Annotated in this window: 16 protein-coding genes and 6 pseudogenes; 14 read left to right on the top strand and 8 right to left on the bottom strand. The window is 69.2% G+C overall.

Annotated features, from left to right (window positions below):
* Positions 1-263 precede the first annotated feature (263 nt).
* From ACFY9E_RS17925 to ACFY9E_RS17895, 7 genes are all read left to right on the top strand, one after another.
* A complete protein-coding gene (locus tag ACFY9E_RS17925; RefSeq protein WP_390984662.1) occupies positions 264-569 on the top strand; it encodes a hypothetical protein in 306 nt (101 codons plus the stop codon).
* A gap of 14 nt (positions 570-583) precedes the next feature.
* The gene (locus ACFY9E_RS17920; RefSeq protein WP_390984659.1) at positions 584-1510 is read left to right on the top strand and encodes a LysR substrate-binding domain-containing protein; all 927 of its coding nucleotides are present in this window, start codon (positions 584-586) and stop codon (positions 1508-1510) included.
* Between the two features lie 626 nt (positions 1511-2136).
* Positions 2137-3366 (top strand): MFS transporter, encoded by a 1230-nt coding sequence (locus tag ACFY9E_RS17915; RefSeq protein WP_390984656.1) that lies wholly within the window; start codon positions 2137-2139, stop codon positions 3364-3366.
* Positions 3367-4048: 682 nt separating this feature from the next.
* Positions 4049-4981 (top strand): NAD-dependent epimerase/dehydratase family protein, encoded by a 933-nt coding sequence (locus ACFY9E_RS17910; RefSeq protein ID WP_390984654.1) that lies wholly within the window; start codon positions 4049-4051, stop codon positions 4979-4981.
* Positions 4982-5292: 311 nt separating this feature from the next.
* Positions 5293-7395, top strand: a complete 2103-nt coding sequence (locus ACFY9E_RS17905; RefSeq protein WP_390984651.1) for a BTAD domain-containing putative transcriptional regulator — start codon at positions 5293-5295, stop codon at positions 7393-7395.
* Positions 7396-7554: 159 nt separating this feature from the next.
* Positions 7555-9417, top strand: a complete 1863-nt coding sequence (locus tag ACFY9E_RS17900) for a nuclear transport factor 2 family protein (protein ID WP_390984649.1) — start codon at positions 7555-7557, stop codon at positions 9415-9417.
* Positions 9418-9604: 187 nt separating this feature from the next.
* Entirely contained in the window at positions 9605-10648 is a 1044-nt protein-coding gene (locus tag ACFY9E_RS17895) for a TetR family transcriptional regulator (protein WP_390984646.1), read from the top strand.
* 373 nt (positions 10649-11021) lie between these two features.
* Here the strand turns inward: ACFY9E_RS17895 and ACFY9E_RS17890 are convergent.
* From ACFY9E_RS17890 to ACFY9E_RS17875, 4 genes and pseudogenes are all read right to left on the bottom strand, one after another.
* Positions 11022-11504: pseudogene (locus ACFY9E_RS17890) on the bottom strand (transposase family protein).
* A 283-nt stretch (positions 11505-11787) separates the two neighbouring features.
* A complete protein-coding gene (locus ACFY9E_RS17885; protein ID WP_390984644.1) occupies positions 11788-12588 on the bottom strand; it encodes a methyltransferase domain-containing protein in 801 nt (266 codons plus the stop codon).
* Between the two features lie 10 nt (positions 12589-12598).
* Positions 12599-13484: pseudogene (locus tag ACFY9E_RS17880) on the bottom strand (transcriptional regulator); the annotation flags it as partial.
* A gap of 46 nt (positions 13485-13530) precedes the next feature.
* On the bottom strand, positions 13531-14526 hold the full coding sequence (locus ACFY9E_RS17875; RefSeq protein ID WP_390984641.1) for a helix-turn-helix domain-containing protein: 996 nt from the start codon (positions 14524-14526) through the stop codon (positions 13531-13533).
* A 272-nt stretch (positions 14527-14798) separates the two neighbouring features.
* On the opposite strand from ACFY9E_RS17875, the gene ACFY9E_RS17870 reads away from it, so the two are divergent.
* On the top strand, positions 14799-16112 hold the full coding sequence (locus ACFY9E_RS17870; protein WP_390984638.1) for an MFS transporter: 1314 nt from the start codon (positions 14799-14801) through the stop codon (positions 16110-16112).
* 15 nt (positions 16113-16127) lie between these two features.
* Positions 16128-16744 (top strand): annotated as a pseudogene (locus ACFY9E_RS17865) (transposase).
* A 44-nt stretch (positions 16745-16788) separates the two neighbouring features.
* Here the strand turns inward: ACFY9E_RS17865 and ACFY9E_RS17860 are convergent.
* A complete protein-coding gene (locus tag ACFY9E_RS17860) occupies positions 16789-17418 on the bottom strand; it encodes a LysE family transporter (RefSeq protein WP_390984636.1) in 630 nt (209 codons plus the stop codon).
* 228 nt (positions 17419-17646) lie between these two features.
* Between ACFY9E_RS17860 and ACFY9E_RS17855 the strand changes: the two are divergent.
* The 4 genes and pseudogenes from ACFY9E_RS17855 to ACFY9E_RS17840 all read left to right on the top strand — a co-directional run.
* Positions 17647-17959: pseudogene (locus tag ACFY9E_RS17855) on the top strand (CGNR zinc finger domain-containing protein); the annotation flags it as partial.
* Between the two features lie 112 nt (positions 17960-18071).
* Positions 18072-18251 (top strand): annotated as a pseudogene (locus ACFY9E_RS17850) (methylaspartate mutase); the annotation flags it as partial.
* A 127-nt stretch (positions 18252-18378) separates the two neighbouring features.
* On the top strand, positions 18379-18651 hold the full coding sequence (locus ACFY9E_RS17845; protein WP_390985113.1) for a hypothetical protein: 273 nt from the start codon (positions 18379-18381) through the stop codon (positions 18649-18651).
* Entirely contained in the window at positions 18627-18983 is a 357-nt protein-coding gene (locus ACFY9E_RS17840) for a hypothetical protein (protein ID WP_390985110.1), read from the top strand. The genes ACFY9E_RS17845 and ACFY9E_RS17840 overlap by 25 nt, the downstream gene beginning before the upstream one ends.
* A gap of 42 nt (positions 18984-19025) precedes the next feature.
* Here the strand turns inward: ACFY9E_RS17840 and ACFY9E_RS17835 are convergent.
* The 3 genes and pseudogenes from ACFY9E_RS17835 to ACFY9E_RS17825 all read right to left on the bottom strand — a co-directional run.
* Positions 19026-19199 (bottom strand): annotated as a pseudogene (locus ACFY9E_RS17835) (IS5/IS1182 family transposase); the annotation flags it as partial.
* Between the two features lie 266 nt (positions 19200-19465).
* A complete protein-coding gene (locus ACFY9E_RS17830; protein ID WP_390984633.1) occupies positions 19466-20398 on the bottom strand; it encodes an anti-sigma factor RsbA family regulatory protein in 933 nt (310 codons plus the stop codon).
* Positions 20398-20751 (bottom strand): STAS domain-containing protein, encoded by a 354-nt coding sequence (locus tag ACFY9E_RS17825; RefSeq protein ID WP_390984631.1) that lies wholly within the window; start codon positions 20749-20751, stop codon positions 20398-20400. Before ACFY9E_RS17825 ends, ACFY9E_RS17830 begins: the two co-directional genes overlap by 1 nt.
* A gap of 1320 nt (positions 20752-22071) precedes the next feature.
* Here ACFY9E_RS17825 and ACFY9E_RS17820 point away from each other — a divergent pair.
* Entirely contained in the window at positions 22072-22920 is an 849-nt protein-coding gene (locus ACFY9E_RS17820; protein WP_390984628.1) for a SigB/SigF/SigG family RNA polymerase sigma factor, read from the top strand.
* Positions 22921-23484: the final 564 nt, after the last annotated feature.

Raw genomic sequence — 23484 nt, 5'->3', positions numbered from 1 at the left:
GGGGAAGCTGGGCATGCAACGGCATGACGCTGACCGTCAGTGGAGTCCCGGCTTGAGTCGGTTTGCTCATCCAGCGGTGGTGGCGGTCGGCCAGGAGCGGGAAATCTGGTTACAACCCTTGGTTCTCGCTGTCGGTCTTGTGCGCGCGATCACCACGCTCGGCCCCGTCAGAAGTACAACAAGGGTGAAGGCGCTGGAGTCGCACTCTCGTTGACCGTACGACAGGGTCAAACCCGTTCGGCGCCCCGGCAAAGGGCATCCCCTTGACCAGCCGCATGCTCACGGCCCTGGCGGCCACGGCCACGGTGGCCGTGACCACCGGCCTGCTCACGGCCACCACGGCCGCGGCCGTGGCCGCCAAGCACGGCGATGACCTCAACGGCGACGGCTACCGCGACCTGGTCAGCGGCAGCGGCAGCGGCACCGTCGGCGGCATGAAGCAGGCGGGTGCGGTTTGTGATCACGACCGTCATGGGGAGCGGCGGTTTCCGCCCACTGCGGTTCACCGTCCCCGTGGAGGTCAACAGCGCATTGTTTCCCGTCGGGGCATTGATACCTCACGGGGCTAACATAGAATCTCTAGATGCCTTCTTTTCGCGCGCTGGAATGCCTCATCGCTGTCGCGGACACAGGATCGATCACTCAGGCCGCATTGCTGCTGCACTCCTCGCAACCGGCCGTGTCCCACCAGATCGCCTCACTGGAGCGCGAGGCCCGCACGCCCCTGCTGCGTCGCGAGGCACGGGGGGTAAGGCTCACCGCCGCGGGGCGGGTCGCGGTCGCTGACGCCCGACGGGCGGTCGAGGCGGCTACCGCCGCTGTTCGGTCGGCTCGGGCGGTGGGAGAAGCCGGGGGCGGGTCGCTGCGGATCGGCTGCGCGCAAAGCCTTACCGTGGCCTTGCTCGCCCCGGTGCTCCGCGACTGGCGCCGGCGTCACCCGGAAGTGGCCATCACACTGCATGAGCTCGCAGTCATGGACGAGGCACTGAGGCTGGTCGAGTCCGACGACGTTGACGTCGCGGTGCTGCCGGACCCCCCCTCCGACCGTTTCCAGGTCACCGCCGTCGCCGAGGAGGAGATTGTGCTGGCTTCGCCCACCGGCCACCCACTGGCCCAACGGGCCTCAGTGCGGATCCAGGACCTCGATGGAGCGCCACTCGTGCACTACACGGCGCACAACCGCCTCGGCGCATGGCTCGACCAGTCCTTCGCCCGGGCCGGGGTCCACCCGGAGGCGGTCATGCGGACGTCCGTTACTGCTACGGCACCTCAACTCGCCGCCGCCGGACTGGGCGTCGCGGTCTGTCCGGTGAGTGCGGTCAGTGCGGGCTTTCCAGGCGTGGTCCGGGCGTTCTCACCGCGGTGGACCAGACAATTGATGGCGGTGACCTCCGCCGAACCCGATCCGCTCGTCGCGCGGTTCATTGCGGGGCTGCGCCGTCGCGGAGTGCGGGTCCCCCGCAGCGTACAGACACAGCTCGACGAAGGCGTCGTGGTCGCGGGCGAGTGACCACGGACGCTCTGATATCGGCAGAACCCGAAGCGCGGCTCCTCATCACGTCGTTGTCTTGCACCGGCCGAATACGCGTAGGTACGGGCTGGACGGCTTCACCGGGGACCGGTGCCCCTGCTGCCATCGTGGCTGACCGAACCGCCCTGGGCTCGCTGGTGGGCAGCTCCTTGTCGAACACCTTCTTCCCGGCCGGAGTCGGCCCGTGGCCGGATGTGCGCCCTTGCCGACGTCCAAGCCGAGGAACACACCTACCCCGTTACGCTCGCGATCACGGTGCAGCCACATCCTTCGATCCGATGCCGGCCCCGGCGGTGGGACCTTGCACCCGCATCACCATGCAGACCTACCGCCCGCAGTTGGTCAGGCATGGCGCCCGGCCGGGGGTGATGGGGTTCCTGATCAGCGTCTCCGACGGCATCCCTCGGTCCCGTTACACCTCCACGGCCACCCCATCGATCGGCACGGGCACCAGTCGCGCCTGGTCCGAAGGCCAGCGGACCTCCTGCAGGACCCCGACACCGCCCCTGTCTAGGCAGCCTCTGACCTGCATCTATCGAGACATGTACCAGATGACCTCAAATCTTTGGATGGCTCGGAACGGTACCTAAAGGAATCCTGATGGGATGTCTGAGGTTTTGCCCGTCATGACCCATGAACACATCACATCCGGAACAACCGACGAGGCGGTCACTCGGACCCACAGGACACCTCTCGGGCTGTACGCGCTCGCTCTCGCCAGTTTCGCAGTCGGCCTGGCGGAGTTCGTGATTGCCGGCCTGCTGCCGGACGTGGCCGCCGATCTGTCGGTCAGTGCCGGCAGCGCGGGCATTCTGGTGACGACGTACGCGGTGGGAATCATCGTGGGCGCCCTCGCCCTGACCACGGCTTTCAGCAGGCTTCCGCCGAAGTCGGCCCTGGTGCAGATCGGTGTCTTCTTCATCATCGGTAACCTTCTCAGCGCACTGGGACCGAACTTCGAGGTCGTTCTCGCGGGACGGATCATCGCTGGGATGACCAACGGGGCGTTCCTCGGCATGGGCATCGTCGTCGCCGTCAGCCTTGCCGATGCACGAAATCAGGGCCGGGCAATCGCCACCATGCTGGGCGGCCTGACGCTCGCAAACGTGCTCGGCGTGCCGCTTGGCACCGCGCTCGGTCAGCAGTTCGGGTGGCGGGTCGTCTTCGGCGTCATCGTGGCCCTTGCGGTCGTCGCAACCGTGGCCATCGTCGCGGTCGTCCCCCACGTGGCGTCCGCGCCGACGAGTTCCCTCGCCGATCTGCGGCATCTCCTCAACCGGCAGGCGCTCTTGGCGATGGGCATCGCGACGTTCGGGTTCGGCGGCATGTTCGGCGCCTTCACCTATGTGGCGCTGACGCTCACGAAGGTGTCGGGCTACCCCACCAGCGCTGTGCCCTGGCTGCTCGTACTCTTCGGCATCGGCCTCATGGTCGGCAACGTGCTATCCGGCCGGCTGGTCGACCGCGCCCTGGACGCCACCCTGGCAGGGTCGCTCATGGGCCTGCTGGCCGTGCAGATCCTCCTCGGGTTGCTCGCCGGTCATCCTGTCGTAGCGGCGATCTCGCTGGGCCTCATGGGAATGTTCGGCTTCGCCGCCGCGCCCGGCTACCAGCAGAAGGTGATGCGACACGCGCGCGCCGCCGGGGCGATCGCGTCCGGTGCCCCGATCGCCGCGGTGAACCTCGGCAACGCGCTCGGCTCGTGGCTCGGCGGACTCCTGATCACGGCCGGGCTCGGCTACACCTCCCCCATCTGGATGGGGGCGGTAGCCACCGGACTCGCCCTCGTCCTCCTCGCGGTTGCCGCCCGCACTGCACTCAAGGCGGCACAGTGACCCCGGCCGCCCGACTCGCCGCCGCGCGCACCGCAAAGAAGCACGGCGACGCCCATGCGCTTCCACTGGCGGACAACCCGCGCTCCAGTCAACGAGCTGCTTTCGGCGAGGACCTGCCGTAACCACAGGACGCCGCATCTAGCCCGCTCCCGTCGCCGGTTACAACTGAGGGCAGGGCCACCTCCTGCATAGTCGGCCCCCTTCTTCCATCTTCCAGGCTTCGCCGACGTTGCCATGCGACGCCGACCCGCTGCGCCGCTGCCTGATCGGGCCACCAAGCGCCGCCAAGACCTCATGGCACGCGGTCAGCAACGGAGGACGGCAGATGGTCGAGTACGTCGGCGAGGCGGTGCGCCACAGCCTCACCGCGCCACCCGTCAACGGCCCGAGCTCGCAATGGCGCCTGCATGGGTTCAAGCACTCCACAGCCACGCCCCCAAGGCCGAACCGCACGGTTGTAAGTGGCCTCTGGTCGCCGGCAAGACTCGTGCGACCAGCTGTCTGTCGCTGCGATGAGGCGTTCCGGCGCCTGGACGAGGATGAGGCATCCAAGAAATCTTTGGATTGCCGTTGATTTATGAATGACTTCGAGGGAACAACGGGCAGCCCTTGATCGCTGCACCCCACATGGCTTCCCGCCCGCAGCGAGCGGGAAGCGTCTTACACGAGAGAGAAGGCTCCCATGTCACAGACATTCGTCACGGGTGGCTCGGGTTTCATCGGTCGCGCCCTGATCCGTCGACTTGTCAGCGATGGTCATGCGGTCCGCGCACTGGTCCGCAGCGAAGCGTCGGCCGACAAGGTCGCGGCCCTCGGCGCGCAGCCGGTGCAGGGCGAATTGACGGAGCCGACCAGCTGGCAGGACGCGGTGGCAGGCAGCGACGTACTGTTCCACCTCGCCGCCGAGACAGACATCACCGCCGACCGCGAGCGCCACGAGCAGGTGACGGTCGGTGGCACCCGAGCGGCTGTGGAGGCAGCCCGTGCCGCGGGGGTCGCCACCTTCGTCCACTGCGGCAGCGAGGCCGCGCTCCTGGCCGGCGAACCGCTGCTGGACGTGGACGAGACCGCACCGCTGCGGCCGGACTCCGAAGCCGCCTACTGCGCGGCCAAGGCCACGGCCGAGCAGATCGTGCTGGAAGCCGACGCACCGGGCTTCACCACCGTCTCCATACGACCGCGGTTCGTCTGGGGCCCCGACAGCAGCCTGACCGCAGGCCTGGCGGCTGCGGCCAAGGCCGGGCAGTTCGCCTGGATCGACGGCGGCCGGCACACCACCGATGTGACATACGTGGACAACGCCGTCGAGGGCTTGATACTCGGATGGCGACACGGCCGGCCGGGTCAGGCATACTTCGTCACCGACCAGCACCCGGTCGTCCTGCGGGATTTCCTGGAGACGCTCTTCTCGCTCTACGGCGTCGACGTACCCATCCCCGACATGGACGCCGACACCGCCACCCGTGTGGTGCCGGTACCCGCCCGGTGGTTCGTCGGACAGCCGTGCACGCTGCGCACCGACAAAGCCGTGACCGAACTGGGATACCGGCCCATCGTCCCGCATGCCGCCGGTTTCGCCGCCGTGAAGGAAGCGCTCGCCTCCGACGCTGCGTGACGGCCTCACGGGGCGGCATCTGACCGCGGTGTCCGCCCTACCGGGTGGTGGAGCCAGTGCAGGTGGGTGAGCGCGGTGAGCGCACCCTTCCTCGACTTGGCGCCGGGTTCCCGGACCGAGGCGCGCTCGGCGCCGCGGCGGGCGATCGGCGGTTCACACCGATATCCCGGACCAGGCGACGGTACGTCTTGTGGTCACAGCCGGAGTCGGCCTCCGATGCCGGCGATGAGGACGAGGGGCTGCCGTCCGATCCGTTAAGCACTGTCGTTCAACGGGCCATCGCGCCACGCCCTTCTGCGTGCGGAAGCGCGATGGCCCCGGTACGACCGCAGGCATGGATACTGGCCCTGCTTCAGTGCCCGGCCATCCTGTGTGGTCGGGCGCGCCGGTGTGGGGCGGTCCAGTCAGCGGCGGACCTGAATGCAGGGATCGCCGGACCGCTCCGCGCGGCGGCCTCGCCGGCCGGGCCGGAACGGGGCAAGCATGAGAAAGAAGGGTGCGGTCGCGTGATGCGTCTTGCTGTTCTTGGTCCTGTCCGTGCATGGCGGCGGGACGAGGAGGTCGACCTCGGGTCTCCACAGCAGCGTGGACTGCTCGCGCTGCTGCTCTTGCATGAAGGGCGCCCAGTGGAGACCGAGGCGATTGTGGAGGCCTTGTGGGGTGAGCACGGGCCTCGAGGCGCTCGGGGCACCGTTCGCACCTACGTCTACCGTCTGCGCCCGATTCTCGGCGACATGGCAGTCATCGAATCGACCGGCAGTGGCTACCGTCTCACAGTTCGTGACGGGACTTTCGACTTGAGAAGGTTTCGGGAGCTGACCGCCCAGGCTCACCGGGCGCGCCGCGCCGGCGCTACGGCGAGTGCTGCCGATCTCCTGCGTCAGGCCCTCGGCACGTGGCAGGGACCGGCTCTGTCGGGTGTCCGGGGCCCCTTCTTCGAGCTCGAGCGTGACCGGCTGGAGGAGCTGAGGTTGGCCGCCTTGGAGGAGGTGTTCGATCTTGAGCTGGAGGTCGGCGGGCAGTCCGATCTGGCGTCCGAGATACGGGCAGCCGTGACGGAGCACCCACTGCGTGAACGGCTGCACGAACAGCTCATGCTGTCGTTGTTCCGTGCCGGCCGCCGGGCCGAGGCTCTGGCCGCCTTCCAGCACACACGGCGGCTTCTGCGCGAAGAACTGGGCGTGGACCCCGGGCCCTCCCTTCGCTCTCTCCACGACCGTATCCTGCGCGAGGGTGAGGATGCGCCCGCCCGTGCAGGCCGTGGGCTGTCCTCGGCCCTCGCGCCGGTTCCGGCTCAGCTTCCGGCGGACCTGGCAGTGTTCACCGGGCGCCGCGCAGAAATCGCGGAACTGTCCTTGACGCTTCGTGAGGCTGCGCACGCTCCGGTCGTCGGCATCACCGGCCTGGGCGGGATGGGCAAGACGGCGCTCGCCGTACGCCTCGCGCACACCCAACGCCACCTGTTCCCCGATGGGCAACTCTTCGCCGACCTCGGCGGTTTCAAGGATCCGGCCGGCCCGCTGGAGGTGCTCGGCCAGTTCTTGCGTGCGGTCGGGGTGTCCCGGCTGCCGGCATCGCTGGACGAACGCGCCGCGCTGTGGCGTACGACGGTGTCCGGCCGTCGCATGCTGATCGTCCTGGACGCGGCATCCAGCGGTGAGCAGGTGCGTCCCCTGTTGCCGGCCTCCCCGGGCTGTGCCGTCATCATGACCAGTCCGCGCCGCATCATCGACCTGCCCGGCATCCCCTGGCTGCGTCTGGGCGTTCTGCAGCCCGAGGACGCGTTGCAACTGCTCGCCGCCATCTCCGGGACCCGGCGGATGTTGGCAGAACAGGCAGCGGCCAGTCGCTTGGTGTGGGCCTGCTCCTGTCAGCCGCTCTCGGTGCACGTGGCGGCCGCGCGGTTGGATGCCCGGCCGTCGTGGACGATCGACCAGATCCTGGCCCAGCTCGAGGACGATCTGCGCCAGCCGGTCGTCATGCATGAGGACTGCAAGATCGTGGACAGGCCGTTCCGTGAGGCCCAGGCGCGCATGGACACCTTCCACCGCAACGCCTTTCACCTCGCCGCCGTTCCCGACTGCAGCCGGCTGGACGCCGCCATGGCCGCGGCAGTGCTCGACCTGCCGGTCAACGAAGCCACTGCCGTCATGGAAGCCCTCGTCGACGCTCATGTGGTGGAGATCGGCGAGAACGGTGACTACCACTTCCTCGGGCTCGTCAAGGCGTTCGCGCGGCGTCAGGCCCTCAACGGGCTGGGGCACGAGCACTGTCAGCAAGCGCTGCACCGGCTGCTGCGCCACTGTCTGACCGGCAAGAACACGGTCGGCGAAGAGGACCTGCGCGCGGTGGTCGACCAGATCACTGATCTTCCGGACGCTCTCGCGGAAATGGTGTCACTTTCGCTGCCCTGACCCCTGCCGCGGCCGCGGCCGCACGAGGTGACGCACCCGCACAGGCCCCGCACCACACGCGGCGAGAGTCGTGCGGAAGACGACCTGCGGCCCGTGGGCGAAACGCCCCGTCGACGCACCATCGACGCCCCGTCGACACGCGCCCGATGCAATGCACACATGCTCGATTCACTCACGCGCGCCGCTCTGGCAGCGCAGATCACCGGCCCCGTACTCGGGCCGGAAGACGAAGGGTTCGCCGCGGAGTGCGCGCCCTTCAACCTTGCCGTGACCCACCGCCCTTGCGTCGTTGTCGGAGCCGCGAACAGTACCGACGTGCAAGTCGCCGTTCGCTTCGCCGCACAGCGACGTCTGCCGGTCGCCGTCATGGCCACCGGTCACCAGGCGACAATCCCGGCCGATGACGCGGTCCTCATCACCACTCACCGCATGGCGCAGGTGAGCATCGACCCCGCAGCCCGCACAGCCCGCGTGACGGCGGGAGCCCGCTGGCAGCAAGTGATCGACGCGGCGACCCCGTTCGGGCTTGCCCCGCTCAACGGCTCCTCACCGCTCGTCGGAGTCATCGGCTACACCCTCGGCGGGGGCCTGAGCCCCACCATGGGCCGCGCTCACGGATGGGCAGCCGACCACGTCACCTCCCTGGAGGTCGTGACAGCCGACGGCGAGTTGCGCTGTGTCGACGCCGCGTCGGAACCCGACTTGTTCTGGGCGCTGCGCGGCGGCAAGAGCAACTTCGGTGTCGTCACCGCCATGGAGTTCGCCCTCTTCCCGGTGGCACAGCTGTGGGCGGGCGGGCTCTTCTTCGACGGTGCCGACGCAGCAGCCGTCCTGCACGCCTATGCCCAGGTCACGGCCGGGGCCCCGGATGATCTGAGCTCATCGATCGCCCTGCTGCGCCTGCCGGCCCTGCCCGGCGTGCCCGCCTTCCTTGCCGACCGGTTCGCCGTGCACGTCCGCATTTCCTACCTCGGCCCGGCAGTCGAGGCCACCCGGCTGGTTGCGCCGCTGCGGGCGGCCGCACCCGTCCTCGCGGACACTCTGGGTCCGATGCCGTACGCGTCCTTCGCCCAGATCCACAACGACCCGGCAGATCCGGCACCGTTCATGGAACGCACCGCGATGCTCCGCTCACTGACCGCCGAAGCCGTCGAGGAGATCCTGGCCGCCGCGGGCCCGACGGCCGACTGCCCGGTGCACTTCGTCGAGTTGCGTCACCTCGGCGGCGCCTTGGCCCGGACCGCGGACAACGCCGTCGGACACCGGGACGCCCAGTTCGCACTCTGGGTCGTGGGGGTCGGGGCACCCGATGCCTTCACCACGATGAACACCTACGCCGATGGGCTTCTGCAGCGCATGCGCCCCTGGTCCACCGGCGGACGGTACCTGAACTTCATGGCCGCCCAGGACACCGGCGCCTCCGACGTGAGCGCCGCCTACGACGAAGCCGACTACCACCGGCTCCGCAGCATCAAAACGCGCTTCGACCCGGACAACCTCTTCCGCCTGAACCACAACATTCCCCCCGAGGAGCGCCCGATGTCCGACGACAAACTGCAGCTTCTGATCGACCACGCCGCGATCGCCGATGCACTGCACCGCTACACGGCCGGACTCGACCACGGCGACGCCGATCTGCTCGCCTCATCACTCACCGAGGACGCCATGGTCGACCTGACACCCGCCACGAGCAAGATCGGCCTCGACTTCCCCGCGCTCAAGCCACGCGACACCGTCGTGGGAGCGCTCATCCCGGCGGTCGGCCCGCTCGACACCAGCCACGTGATCAGCAACATCCGCGCCGCCGTGCACGGCGACACCGCCCACGTGAACTGCTACGCGATGGCTCAGCACTACCTGCCCCAAGAAGGCCCCAAGCCGGACCGGACCCGGCACGCACTGATGATGAACCGCTACGACGCGGACCTGAGGCGCGATGGAAGCACATGGCGCATCAGCCGGCTGACGATCGACAACGCCTGGTTCGAGGGCGACGAGACCGTCCTGCTTCCCGGCGACTGATCTCAGGGCGAGACCGTCCGACCGGGGTGGCGCCCCTGCAGCCGCAGAGCGCCACCCCGGTGCTGCGGGCCACAGCCTCACTGCCGCGGACCCGACCGCACCGCCCTGACTCACCCAACCGCCACCGGCTGACCACACCCATACCCCACGACGCCCGCACTCCAATATCCGCTTGGGAGCGTTCTGCATGTCCACCACCCCTGATGAGCCCCACCCTCGTGCGCACTCACACCTCGACAGCGCCCGAGAACTCGCGGCGCTGATGCGGGACTTCCGCCACGGCGCATGGCAGCCGACCGGCCTCGAGCATCGCCTGGCCGAGCTTCTTGCGCAGTCGGCCGCCGGGACCGGGTCACTCACCGCGGTCAGCGTCCGGGCCGCGATATGGGAAGGCTCGATGGCGGCCGTCCATGAAAACGGCGGACGCTTCATCACCCTTCTGGCCGACCTGCTGCCGCAGATCGAGGCCCCCGACGCGGCCGCGCTGCACACCGCCGGCCTTGCCCTCGATCTCGTCGAGACGATCACACAGACGGCACCGCACCCACAAGCTGCTCCCCCGCCGCGCGCCTGCCCCTGTCCGGGCAAGGCAGGCAGCGCTCAGAGCGAAGGGTCACCGCCCCGGTCACCGCAACCTCGCGAGGACAGCAGACCCCTGCGCGTGGACGCGGCACGCAATCACGCCCGTCTGCTGAACGCCGCGGCACGGATAGCGCGGGAGCGTGGACTGAAGCACCTCACCATGGAGGCGGTGGCCACCGCGGCAGGCGTCGGCAAGGGCACTGTCTTTCGCCGGTTCGGCGACCGCGCAGGTCTGTTGCAAGCCCTGCTGCAGCGCTCCGAGGAGACGTTCCAGGCCGCTCACCTCAGCGGCCTGAAACCAGAAGACGGCCGTGACCAGGCCATCGAGCAGCTTCACGCATTCGGGGTGGCCGCTATACGGCGCTACGCCAAGGAGATGGAGCTGCACATCGCGGCCGAGGCCTCCCCCCACCAGCGCTACCAGCGCGCACCGCGCCGCCTGTATCACGAGCGGATCAGCGTCCTGCTCAGCCTGGCTGCACCGGAAGCAGACGCAGAACTGCTCAGCCACGCGCTGCTGGGCTACCTCGAGCCCGCCCTTCTGTGGCACCTGAGCGACCAGTGCAAGGTCCCGCTGCAGGGGCTGGAAAACGGCTGGCTCGAACTGGTCTCCCGACTGACCCAGGAGTCACAACCCCACACGGCGTGACCCGAGGACTGTCCCCGGTCTCACGTAACGTCCGCACTGCCGGACAGCTCCGCGAAGCTTTGCGCAGGCCAGTGCGCCGCTGGCGACTCATGACCGCACGCTCCGCCTCCGTCGGTGTCGGTTCACACATCCAAGCGGTCGGGCAGGTCAAGGCCGACGACCCTGGCGCTCAGGCCGGCCCAGGTGCGTACATCGAACCCACGCCCCAGGTCCATGCCGTTCACGAAGAGGACCCTCGCTCATGATCCCCACCGGCGTCCCCGAGCGGCAGCGCCGGCGCGGCGAGTCTGCCGAGGCTGGCTTCGTTCACTTCTGAAGGGTGTTGCAGAAGGCCTTGGTCACGCAGCCTGAGGCGGGCGGCTGGCCTGTCTGTTCATGTGGCGAGGGCAAGGTCGTGCATGCGGACGACGGCCTGGACGGCGCGGTGGAGGCCGTCGCCGCGCTGCCGGCAGTCACGGAGGATCTTGTAGCTCTTCATGCGGGAGAAGGTGTGTTCCACGCGGGCGCGGACCTTGCGGTGGGCGGCGTTGTCCTCTTCCTCGCCCCTGAGCAGGGGCCGTCCGAGGCGTTTGCGGTGCGGGACGATCAAACCGGTGTTGATGGGTCGGCTCGAGTGCGAGCAGCGGGCCAAGCCTTTGGATCACCCTGCACACGGCCGCCGGTGAGACGCCGAACAGCGGGGCGAGCTGCCGCATGGTGAGGTTCGTGGGGTGTACACGGCCAGCGGTAACCGCCACGGACGACCCCAGCCACACCCCTCGCCACCACGTTCACGGACCGCCCTCAGCAGCCGGCTGAACTGATCGACCCGCAGCCCGGTGAACGTCTCCACCCACACCCGCTCGGCCCTCAACACCCCAGCCGTACCACGGAGATGCCCAGTTCACGGCGTTCTGCAACACCCTCTGGTGCTGCACCGCACAAGTTCCGCCGATGGCTATCGGGCGGTGAGGTGCATGTTGATGGCGTCGATGTCGAGGCGGTCATGCGTGGCGCTGGTGCCCACGGTTGCCAGCACGATGAGCGACGCGGGGCTGCCGAGGCCGGGGTGTTCCCGGTTTGTGTATCAGCAGGGTCGTTGCCCACCTGACCCAGCCGTCTGCCGGCCTCACTGCTGACCTGGCCCGGCCGGTGGGGGGTCAGTGACCGGCGCCGGCCTTGACCGCTTTCGTGGCGAAGTAGCCGGAGAGCCAGCCGGCGGTGGCCTCCGAGTGGTGCGGCGCCTCGACGAAGCCGGTGATGGCGAAGCCTGCCGCGATCTGCCCGCCGAGCTGCTCGGTGAGCGTGTGGCTGTACTCCACCGGCGCGTCGAGGCCCCACAGCCGTTCCCGCTCGGCGGGCTCCAGGTGGGTGAGGTCGCTGTAGGGCAGGCGGTGGCGCACCACCAGCTCGCCGCGCGTCTCCAAGGACTCGGCGTCGAAGAGGTAGACGTCCGGGTTGAGGAAGCCGGACAGCAGCGTCCCGCCGGGGCGCAGCACGCGGTGGCACTCGCGCCAGACCGGCGCCAGCTCCGGGATGAACAAGTTGGAGACCGGATGGACGACAAGGTCGAACGAGGCGTCCGGGAACGGACTCAGGTCGCGCGCGTCGCCGAGCACGGTGCTTAGGTCGAGCCCCTCCCGTGCCGTGACCATCTCGTCCTGCGCCAGCTGGCGGGGCGAGTTATCGAAGACGGTCACCCGCGCGCCCGCCGCGGCCAGCACCGGCCCCTGCTGCCCGCCACCGGAGGCGAGGCAGAGCACGTCGCAACCGGCGATCTCCGGCGGGAACCAGGTCGGGTCGACCGGCTCGTACCCGATCAGGACGATGGACCACTGGCCGGCCCGCGCCTTCGCGATCACCTCGGGGCCGACCGGGCGTGACCACTCGTTGCCCTCCTCCACCTCGCGGTCCCAGGCGAGGCGGTTGTGCGCGACGGGGTCGACGGGAGTCTGGCTCATACGCCGTACCCTAGTTGCTGCACCGCACAAGTTCCGCCGATGGCTCTCGGGCGGTGAGGTGCTTGTTCTCCATCAGCTCCAAGGCCCACAGCATCGGCTGGACGCCCTCCAGCTTCGCCAGGCCCGGCGTCGGTCCGAGGCGGAATCCGCCCGGCTGCGGCTTGCCGAACGCGGCGTAGGGGTGGAAGTCCAGCGGGCTCGCGCCCTGCGAGGGGTGGACGACGCAGTCGGAGAGCACGGCGAGCGGGAACAGCCCGGTCATCTTCGCCATGTTGTCGAGCTTGCGGTGCATTTTGACCCGGGCCTTGCTGATGACGGCGGCCCGGATGTCCAGGCGGCCGCTCCAGGGCCGGCCACCGCTCGCCCTCCTTGTAGTGCTTGCTCTGCGGGCGCTCACGGAGCTTGCCGACGCCACCCTTCACGGTGGCCTTGCTGGCGGACAGGACGGCGGCCAGGGCCGGGGCGACCTGCTTGTGCTGCTCCATCGCGGCGAGGAACTGGCGGTCGTCCAGGTCCTTGGTGACGCCGAGGTCGGCGAGGGTGTCGGCGTAGGCGTTCTTGAGGCGGTCGTGCCACGGGTCCAGGCAGGCGCCGGTCTCGCGGCGCAGGTACGCCTCGATCGGGTGGACGTCGTAGCCGAGTTCCTGGGCGTAGGCGACGCTGTGCGTCTGGTACCAGGCCGGGCCCGTCGGCCGGGAGCCGTCCGGCGTGAACGGCGAGGGCACACGCGGGTCCAGCTCGATGTGGGACAGGTCGACCAGCCAGGAGCCAGGGATCTTCGGGGTGAACTTCGGGGCGTGGAAGTGGTCTGGAGCGCTGAGACCGACGACCGGGCCGGCTGCGGCGGCGAGGAACGCGGTGTTGAGGTCCAGGCCGGCCGCGAAGGGCATCATGCAGCACCCTGTCCCGCTGACACCCACCCAATGCCACCAACGTGCCCGCTCACAACGGTGCCTCGTGCCGGTGGCTGCCCAGGAGCCGTTCGGCGAGCTCCGTGCGGAGATAGAGCACGCTCCGGCCGGCCCGGTGCGAGACGGCCAGGCCGGCCGCGCGCAGAGCCGTGAGGTGATGGGAGACGGTCGGCGTCGGCATGCCCGTGCGTGCGGCGAGCTCCGTGGTGGAGGCCGGGGTGCCCAGCTCCGTCAGCAGCAGGGCCCGGGAGCGGCCCAGGACGCCCGCGACCGCCTCCGGCACCGGGACGCGGCCGCGCTCCCAGAGGGTGCCGATGCCCCGTGCCGGATAGACGAGGCCCGGCTGGTTGGGCGGGGTGCTCTGGGAGAAGACCCCTGGCCACACGAAGACCGAGGGGATCAGCACCAGGCCCTGCCCGCCGTTGAGGGCGCGGCTGGCCTCGTACCCGGGGTGGGCCACCCGCAGGATGCCGTTGTCCCAGCCGACCGACGGATGGAGGTCGGCGAAGAGCGCCTCGGTGCCGCCGCGGGCGATCAGGCGCCCGCGGCGCAGGATCTCACCGTCCAGGAGGCGGACGATGCGCGGCCAGTGCGGCGCCAGCGCGGTCTCCCAGTAGGCGCGGATCTCGTCGGCGAGCCGGGCCAGACCGCGGGCCGGGGCCTCGTACAGCTCCGCGACCTCGGGGGGGAACGGGGCGGAGATGCGGTCGAGGTCGGCCCGCACCGCCTCCGGCCCCGTCCGCAGCAGGCGGTCGATCTCGTCGTCCAGCGTCGGCTCGCCGGACTCCGGGACCGGCGTGAGGAAGTCCGGCACGTGGGCGGCCGGTACGGGCACCAGTGCGGTGAGCAGCGGGAACCGGATCCGGTCCGTGGCGAGCCGGTCGCCGACGTCGCGGGCCCACGCCAGGTGCAGGGCGTGCCGGCCGGGGTCCTTCAGTGACTCGATGCTGGTGACGACCTCCCACAGTGGTGACCGGGCGAACCGTGAGCGGGCGAGGTCGCCGGCGGAGAACTCGAGCGTCAGCACCTTCCCTCCCCGCCTTCCGTGTTCCGCCCGTGGATTCGACTCAGATGAAATCTATTGGCCTGCGTTCCGGACGCCCACAGGCTGGTCGGCAGATCGCCACCGCGCCCCCGTCGGTCCACGCCTCATGCGACCGCGCCCCTCCCGTCCCGTGCGCCGCCCCCGCGCGGCTCCGCCCGAAAGGCTTCCACACCCATGCCCGAAACAGCTGCCCCGGAACGCGAGGGCTTCCTGCGGCGCAGGCTCGCCCTGCCCGACATGCGCGCAATCGGAAGATGGTCAACGCCGCCGTCATCGACAGCATCGGCTCCGGCCTTGTCCTCGCCTTCATCCTCGTCTACTTCGCCAAGACCACCGGCCTCTCGCTCCCCGCGATCGGCGGCGCGCTCACCATGGCCCGGTTCCTGGCCGTGCCCACCGCGATGGTGGTGGGGCCGCTGATCGACCGGTGGGGGGCGCGGGTCGTCGCTCTGGTGGGCAACCTGATCTCGGCCGTCGGCTACGCCGGGTTCCTGGTCGCCGAGGACCTCTGGCAGATCGTCGCGGTGGCCTTCCTGACGCAGATGGGCGGGGCGGCGTACTGGACGTCCAGCAGCGGCCTGGTGGTGCTCGCCTCGACGCCGGAGCGGCGGCCGCGCTGGTTCGCGCTGCTGCACATGCTGCGGAACAGCGGCCTGGGGTTCGGCGGCGCTCTCGGCGCCCTGCTGGTCGGCTTCGACGGCACCACCGGGCTGACGCTCCTGGTCGTCGCCAACGCCGCCAGCTATCTGGTCGCCGCGCTGCTGCTCGCCCTGTGGCGGCCGCCGCTCGCCGCCGTCCAGGCCGCGGCGCGACAGAAGGAGGAGCAGGAGCAGGAGCGGAAGAAGAAGCGGCAGGAGGGGGTGGAGGACGCGGCGAAGCCCAAGGCCAAGGGCGGTTACGGGACCGTGCTGCGCGACAAGCGGTACATGCTGCTCGTCGGCATCAACATCAACTTCGTGTTCGCGGCGTTGGTGCTGAGCCTGCTGATCGCGGTGTTCGTGACCGAGGGCCTGGGGCAGGCGGCGTGGATCGGCGGTGTCGTGCTCGTCCTCAACAGCGTGCAGGTCGCGGCGACCCAGACGCTCGTGAACCGGCGCCTCGAGCGCTACCGGCCGATCCGGGTGATCGCCGCCGGCAGCCTGATCAACGCCCTCGCGTTCGGGATCTTCGCGGCCCTCGGCCTCGCCCCCACCTGGGCGGGGGTGGTCGGCCTGTTCGTCGCCATGGTCCTCTACAACTTCGCCGAGACCGCCGCGACCCCGTTCTCCGAGGACCTGTCGGTGTCCCTCGCCCCCGAGCACCTGCGCGGCCGCTACCTGGCCGTCTACCAGCTGTCCTGGACCTTCGGGCAGACGGTCGCCCCCCTGCTGCTGACCCTGCTGCTCGATCTGGGCGCCGCGTGGCCGTGGGTGTTCCTGATGACGCTCGGCCTGCTGGCGGTGCCCGCACTGCTGCTGCTCGAGCGGATGGTGGAGGCGGCCAAGCCGAAGCAGAGCGAGGGGGACGCGGGCCAGGGAAGTACCGGGGCGCCCACCGACACGTCCAAAGGCTTTGTTAGGACCAGTTAGAGGTGTCCCTGGGAGCTGGCCGCCCCGTTGCTGCCGTCGTTCGGTGCTCGTCCGCAAGGTGGTGGGACCGCTCCGTGTGACGGGCGTGCCGAGTTCGCGGCAGTGGTGTACACGCTGACCAGCGGCTGTGCCTGGCGGCATCTGCCGTCGACGTTCGGCACGTCGCCCGCCACCGCGCATCGCCGCTTCACGGAGCGGGATCGCTGACTGACGGGCCGAGCCCGGTCGATCGCGGCAAGAAGGGCAGCAAGCTGCACATGCTGTCCGATGCCCAGGGGCATCCCGCTCGCCGTCGCCGTGTCCGGCGCGAACAAGCACGACAGCCTCGCCTTCAAGCCGCTCATCCGCGGCATACCCGCCGTCCGGTCCCGCCGGGAACCACGACGGCGCCGACCCGTCAAACTCCGCGCGGACAGGGCGTACCTCTCCGCCGAACACCTGGCCTTGCTTCGCGAGCGCGGGCTGGTCGCGCGCATCGCGCGGCCCGGCATCGAGTGCTGCGAACGCCTCGGTCGGCACTTGGGTGATCGAACGGTCGATCGCTCGGCTCTTCTGCCACTGACGCCTCACCGTCCGATACGAACGAAAGTGGCTCGGGCTTCCTCGCCTTCCACGGCCTGGCCGCCCCCTGACCTGCTGCGAGAAGCTCGAGACACCTGCCACGGGAGACAACCTCTTAAGCCAGGAGAATCTCGACGGTGATCGCCGTTGCCAGCACAACATAAACGGCGCACGCAGCATAATTCAGCACAGCCGTCGCCTTTGTTGAGCCGGTGAGTCGTGCATGAAAAAATCCTGACAACACTCCGATGCACCCGTAGAGAATTACCTCCATCAGGACGTTGATTGCGCCGAGAATGGTCATCTGTAATTCGGGGTTTTTCGCACCCCCAATGAACTGCGGGAGCACCGCGAGGTAAAAGAGAATTATTTTCGGATTCGTCAGGCTGACTAACACTCCTCGCAGATACCACCTACCCGTCGCGATATTGCCGTGTCCGTTGATAGCGCGACGCGCACTTCGCATTGCCACGTACGCCAACCACAGCAGATACGCTGCACCCAGTATTCTCACCGCATCAAGCACTGATGGGTAGGATCGGGCGATCTCTCCCATCCCGGCAACGACGGCGGCGGCATAGACGCTCATACCTGTTCCTATGCCGAGGATGGCTCTCAGCGCGGACAGGCGACCACCTTCAAGGCCCACTGCGAGCATGTAAGCCATATCAGGCCCGGGCGGTGCGAGAAAGAGCAGGATCACTGCCATGTAGCTCGGCAGTACCGCTAAATCCACCATCGTCATCTACCTCCGGATTTGACATGGCGTGCCAGTGGCCCCTCGACGCCGGCGGTGATCGATCCATGCCGAGTCGCCCCAGTCGGTGGCCCGATACCTGCCGCTGACCTCGGAGGATGCCATGAGGTCCCGGAGGCGATGCAGAACCACCTATGACGGTTCTAACATGCCGGCACTTCAGGCGGCAACCGGCTAAGGTGGTTCCGTAGCTACTCTTCATTTCCCGGGTAGAGTCTGGCGACCAGTTTCACGGGAACCCTGTCAGAGCGTTACGGTGAAAAACTGGAGCGGATTCCTGTGGCCGGAATGACGATTGAGCTCTACTTCCGCAGAAGATGCGCTCTCAGCGTGATCGCCGTCGATGCGATCAGTCTCCTTGCGGGAGAGTGAGAGGGGAAGATCTCGTTGTGCGCATCGCCCACGCCGAGCTGTTTTCTTGGACACCAGTCGAGGCGGCACACGGAAATGGTGCGACATGAACACGTGTGGAAATTGCGAGAAGAAGGCCCGCTTCCTCGCCAACAAGCGCGATAGCTCAAGGCCCCGCAAGTTGATGAACGCGGCGCGGGCGGCCGGTTCGCGGGGTGTGGAGAACTTCGGCAGGGCCTTGGCGTGGGCACTGACGCCCCCGGATCCCTCGCCGCTCCTGCTTCCCCTACGTGCGCCTTCCGCTGGCCGAGTCGGTGGCCCACTGGCGGGAGGCGACCCAGCAACTGGCGGACGAATGCGCGGCGCTCGGCCGCAGGGCACACTTGGAGACCATTGGCGGCTGTCTGCTGGGGCAGCTGTGCCCGCCCTCGCTGCTCATCGCCGTCAGCCTGCCGGAGTCCCTGTTCTTCGCCCAGCAGGGCATCCGCAGCGTCTCCCTCAGCTACACGCAACAGAACCACCCGGTCCAAGCCTGGAGGCGCTCGCCGCGCCGGCTGGCCCGACACCTACCTGCCCGAGCATGCCGACCGGCACTTGGTGCTCTGCACGTACACGGGCGTCTTCCCCGCCACCCGGGCCGATGCCGAGCTGCTGACGGACCGCAGCGCCGAACTGGCCGCCCGTGCCGGGGTGGAGCGCCTGATGGTGAAGACTCCCGCGGAGGCGCACCGGATTCCCACGGTGTCGGAGAACGTCCGCTCGCTGCGCCGCGCCTCCGACGCCGCCGTGCCCGGGCGTGCACCACCCACGATCTGCCCTGGGCGCACCAGACGGACCACAGCGAGGTGCTCGCCGAGGCGACCGCGCTGATCGAGGCGGTCCTCGAGCTCTCCGACGACGTGGGCAGCGCGCTGCTGCAGGCTTTCCGTCGGGGCCTTCTGGACGTCCCGTTCTGCCTGCATCGCGACCACCGGGCCGCGACCCGCAGCGCCGTCGACTCCGACGGGCGGCTGGTCTGGGCCGACCCGGGGGCGCTGCCGCCGCCCCGCCGGGCGCGGACCGGAGAGGGGAGCGTCACCGCCGCCCAGCTGCTGACCATGCTCCGGCACGCCGCCGGGCAGTACGACAACCTGGGGGCCGTGGCAGGGCCCCAGGACGCCCTGCCCGGTACCACCCAGGGCGCCATGCCGGCCGCGTCCTGACCGGCGTACGACAGGGGCGCGACCGTACGACAGAGGGGCGGGGAAGGCTTCGTGGATGTCGCCGCGTCGTTCCCGGCGGATGCGCAGGCGGCGGAAGCCGTGCAGCCAGGAGATGGTCCGCTCGACGACCCACCGGAAGGTCCCCAGGCCGGTGCCGTGAGGCTGGTCTCGTTCGGCGATCACCGGCCGGTTGCCCCACTCGCGAAAGAGCCGGCGGACGCCGGTGGCCCGTCCTTCAGGCGTACCCGGTGGTGGGTGGCAGGAGTGGGAGGACGCATACTCGGTGACCGTTGCGATGCGGTCGAAGCTGAGGCTGCTGTCACGCATCGAGTGGCTGACATGGGCGTCGGTCGGGATGGAGCGGATGGTCTCCAAAGGCTGGACGACGCCTACCGGGCCTCGGTGCGGGGCCGGCAGAAATACAAGGTTCGTGAGACGAACGGGGCGGGCGGCCACCCGGACAGGTGGCCGCCCGCGCGCTGTCACAAGCTGAGGTAGAAGCGCACGGTCGTGCCGTCGTCGCCGGTGTGCACGCGCACCAGGTCGGCCACGTAGTGGACCAGCATCAGACCCCGGCCGCCCAGCTGGCCGCGCTCCGGCGGGCGGCGGCCGGCCAGCGGATCGGCCAGCCGGCCCGCATCGCGGACCTCACACACCAGCTGCCCCTGCTCGGCCCAGACCGCGAGTGTCCCGCGGCCTCCGCCGTGGACCACGCTGTTGGTCGTCAGCTCCGCGACCGCAAGCTCCACATCCATCAGCCGCTCCCCCACCATGCCCAGCCGCATCGCCTGAGCGAGAGCGAACCGGCGGACCGCCGGAAGGTCCTCACCACCGTAGGAGAAGACCGCGGCGTCCGATGCGGGCGCAAGCGCCTGGTTGTACCGATCGACGACCGCCTGCCAGTCGTAGACGTCGCTGACCGACTCACGGCCCTCCCCGCTGATGAGGATCGGGTGGGTAACCCGCGCATCAGCGATCACCTCCGGGTCCAGCCGCACCTCGTCGTAGGGGCACAGGATCGTCACCGCCCGGCCCTCGAACGCGGCGTTGATCAGCGCCTCGTGCTGCGCGCACGCCGGGTACTCCACCGCGCTGCGCCCGGCCCAGATCGGCTCGCCGATGATCCGCACACGCCCCTTCGGATGGGCGTCTGCGAATCCGCGCAGCACCTTGGGGATGATCCGCCCGGGGTTGCGGCCGGCCTCGGTCATGTCCAGGAACAGGATGCCCTCGGCATCCCCGCCCAGACCTGCCTTGATCAGCTCCAGGTTGGGGCCGGGCACCGCCACGGCCATCGGCTCGCCGTTGGTCAGGCCCCCGCGCAGGAAGGCCACCGTCTGCTGCGTGTACTCCTGCTCGGTGCGGTAGAAGAGGGCAGGGTGCACGAACGCCTCGTGGGTGGTCACCGTGCTCATCACAGAGCCACCTCGATTTGGTCCAGGCCCGGCCAGAACATCTCCAGAACCCGCGGCAGCTGCGGCGGGGGATTCTCGACCACAACCCTGCCGTCGGGCAGGTTCATGGCGGTGACCGCCAGCGCGGTCACCCCGGCCACGTCGACGAACGCCACATCCGACAGCTCCACGTACGACACGTCCGCGTGCCGCCGGACCAGCTCGGACAGGGCCTGCTCCCACGACGGGCGAGTGAGGGCGCTGATCTCACCGCGGGCACGTAGCCCGGAACGACCGGGCAACGGGCTCACCTCCAACGCGGCCCTCCCCGACTCCGCCGGGGTGGGCCCGCGCACCACATGTGGGGCATCCACGCTCGGGCTCCTTCATATCAAGCCGCCTGCCGGCCCTCCCGGCACGGGCAGAGGAAAAGTCCCACCCGACGGGGCAGTGTATCCAGGCGGCAGACACGCTTGGTTCTGTAAGTGGGAGCGAGCACCGTTCATCGACGGTTTCGCATGCGCCAGGGGATCACGGAGCCCGAAAGCGTCGATGAGAACCAGCAGCATTCCGAGGGGACCGGACGCTGACGTCGGCCGCAAACGGCCCCTGTTGTGAGCGTCACGGGTGAGGGGACGCCGATCGTCACACTCGGCCGTCACCGGCAAAAGGCGACCGCAGCAGGGGGGTGTCGTGTCATGGCGTATCCCGGGCGCGCCAGATGGGTGACGGCTTGCCCCGGTGCCCGTCGTTGGTCCGACATGAAGAGCACAATCAGCCCGCGCCGTCAGGGTGCGGTGATCCGGTGCTGTCGCTCACAGGGGCGATTTCGCCCGGGGCTGCTGGGCGAGGGAAGAAGAGGTCCTCGAGCGCATCTGCCGCGAAGAGGAAAGCCATCATCACAGCAGGTAGAAGCAGGGCAAGCAGAATCACAGAACCTCCCGGCAGGTCGGTCCGTGGGCTTCGAGGCCCGGCCTTCAGCATGGGCCCGAATGGCGGAACGCGCACGGCGGGCTCCGGTGCAGTCGATACCCAGGGCGGGCCTGGGCGGCAGGCGGGCGGGGGCGGGGTGGAAGGCTCGCGGTGCCTTGCACACCCTGCCCCGACGCGACCTCGGCAGGCCGGGTGAGCGAGCCGCAGGCCGACGCATCCGCCGGCTGAGCAGGAAATGACCGACGCAACCGAGTCCGCCAGGCCGGAGTGAATCGCCCGTCTCGGCATCGGAGCCACACGCCCCCGATCAGGTCCACGTCGGTGACCACTGCGCCGGGCAACGTCGCGCCATCGGCCGGCACTGCGCCCGCCGACTCCTGGCTTCCGGACTGGCCCTCCCCCACTGCCAGCCCGGCATCAAGCTCCGCATCCTGGACTCGCAGTGCGGTCCGTCCCGCGTCGGGCCTGGTGCGAGACTCCTCCTGCGGTACGGGTGCCTCACCGGATACGGCGGCTCCCTGGCATCGACGGCCGCGGCCGTCGTCTCCGGGCCGACTCCGACCGAGTAGTCCAGGCGTATCCGAGCGCGGAGGCCTGCCATCACGGCGCCCAGCGAGGTGGCACGCAGTGGTCCGTGGCGATGCCCGCCACGTCGACGTCCTCGACCCCGCGGATGGAGTAGGCATGAAGGCGGGGGGAAGGGGTAAACGCGGCTACGGCGAGTTGAAGTGGGGTCGGCATGGCCCACAGGGGAGGGAAACATGGTTACGGATACGGCAGTGACGACGGCTCGGGCGCAGTGCGCTGAACTGCCGGAGGTGGCCGACCCCTCCAAGGTCGCTCCGAAAGACGCGCGTGAGCTCACCCGCCTGTTCTTCCAGCAGCTGGATCTGCTGGAAGAGGGCACGCCGGAGTACCAGTACGCGCGCAACACATTGATCGAGATGAACATCTCCCTGGTCCGATACGCGGCCTCCCGTTTCCGCAGCCGGGACCAGGAGGAGATGGAGGACATCGTCCAGGTCGGCGTGATCGGTCTGATCAAGGCAATCGACCGGTTCGAGCTGTCCCGAGAGGTGGAGTTCACCTCCTTCTCGATCCCCTACATCGTGGGGGAGATCAAGCGGTTCTTCCGTGACACCACGTGGGCCGTGCACGTTCCGCGCCGTCTGCAGGAGGCCCGCGTCCAGCTGGCGCGCGCGACCGAGGAGCTGAGCAGCCGCCTGGGCCGCACGCCGACCGTGGCGGAACTGGCCCAGCTGATGAACCTGGAGGAAAAGGAAGTCATCGAGGCACGGGTGGCCTCCAACGGCTACCGCTCCTCATCCCTGGACGCCGCCATCGGCAACGGCGAGGACGGCGAGACGGCCCTGGCCGACTTCATCGGCAACGACGACGGCGCGCTGGAACTGGTGGAGGACTTCCACGCCCTCGCCCCGATGATCGCCGACCTCGACGAGCGCTCGCGCAAGATCCTGCACTGGAGGTTCGTGGAGGAACTGACCCAGGCCCAGATCGCCGAACGGCTCGGCGTCTCCCAGATGCACGTCTCCCGACTGCTGTCGCGCACCCTGGCCCAGCTCCGGAAAGGCATGCTCACCACCCACTGACCCCGCCACCTCCCAGCGGCACCTTGGTCGTCGTGAACCCGTGTACCCATGCACTACCCTGTGCACGGTCGGTTCGGAGCGGCCCGACCGGCACGATGTGCCGGGCGATCCGGACAGAGCCCGCCTGAGATCACGCATCTCCTCTTTTAACCGCTCCTGCTGCTGTGCCAAAGCCACGGCAGCGGCCTCAGCCGCATCATCTTCGCTCCGGGCCACAGTCGAAGCGGGGCACCGCGTCTACTTCACCACCGCCGCGGAACTGGCCAAGTGCCACAAGCCGGCCCCTCGAGGGCCGCTGGAAAGCCTGCACGAACGTCTTCGTCGCCCCCAAGCCGGTGGGCTCGCTGGCTTGGGCCTGTCTACGCGATGTACAAGATCATGCGAGACCACCTGGGCCTGTGACGCCGAGAGCTACGACCCGGTTGCTCCGCGGAGCTCGCGCAACAGGCCTTAGACACCGCGGGCAGAGAAGGACTCCGCGTCGTCCAGGGCGGACCTTTCGCCGTACGCGACCCCACGCCCGCCCCACGGCGACCGTCGGCTCAGGCCCGGCGCCGCTGAGAG

It is taken from the genome of Streptomyces sp. NPDC012466 (genome assembly GCF_042955215.1).
GTDB lineage: Bacteria > Actinomycetota > Actinomycetes > Streptomycetales > Streptomycetaceae > Streptomyces.
Note: the sequence above shows the minus strand (reverse complement) of the source record. Positions and strands in the feature narration are given on the sequence as shown.

Coding starts and splice junctions, on each gene's coding strand:
- ACFY9E_RS17920 (WP_390984659.1), top strand. CDS start 584: ATGCCTTCTTTTCGCGCGCTGGAATGCCTCATCGCTGTCGCGGACACA.
- ACFY9E_RS17915 (WP_390984656.1), top strand. CDS start 2,137: ATGTCTGAGGTTTTGCCCGTCATGACCCATGAACACATCACATCCGGA.
- ACFY9E_RS17910 (WP_390984654.1), top strand. CDS start 4,049: ATGTCACAGACATTCGTCACGGGTGGCTCGGGTTTCATCGGTCGCGCC.
- ACFY9E_RS17905 (WP_390984651.1), top strand. CDS start 5,293: ATGGCCCCGGTACGACCGCAGGCATGGATACTGGCCCTGCTTCAGTGC.
- ACFY9E_RS17900 (WP_390984649.1), top strand. CDS start 7,555: ATGCTCGATTCACTCACGCGCGCCGCTCTGGCAGCGCAGATCACCGGC.
- ACFY9E_RS17895 (WP_390984646.1), top strand. CDS start 9,605: ATGTCCACCACCCCTGATGAGCCCCACCCTCGTGCGCACTCACACCTC.
- ACFY9E_RS17885 (WP_390984644.1), bottom strand. CDS start 12,588: ATGAGCCAGACTCCCGTCGACCCCGTCGCGCACAACCGCCTCGCCTGG.
- ACFY9E_RS17870 (WP_390984638.1), top strand. CDS start 14,799: ATGGTCAACGCCGCCGTCATCGACAGCATCGGCTCCGGCCTTGTCCTC.
- ACFY9E_RS17860 (WP_390984636.1), bottom strand. CDS start 17,418: ATGACGATGGTGGATTTAGCGGTACTGCCGAGCTACATGGCAGTGATC.
- ACFY9E_RS17830 (WP_390984633.1), bottom strand. CDS start 20,398: ATGAGCACGGTGACCACCCACGAGGCGTTCGTGCACCCTGCCCTCTTC.
- ACFY9E_RS17820 (WP_390984628.1), top strand. CDS start 22,072: ATGGTTACGGATACGGCAGTGACGACGGCTCGGGCGCAGTGCGCTGAA.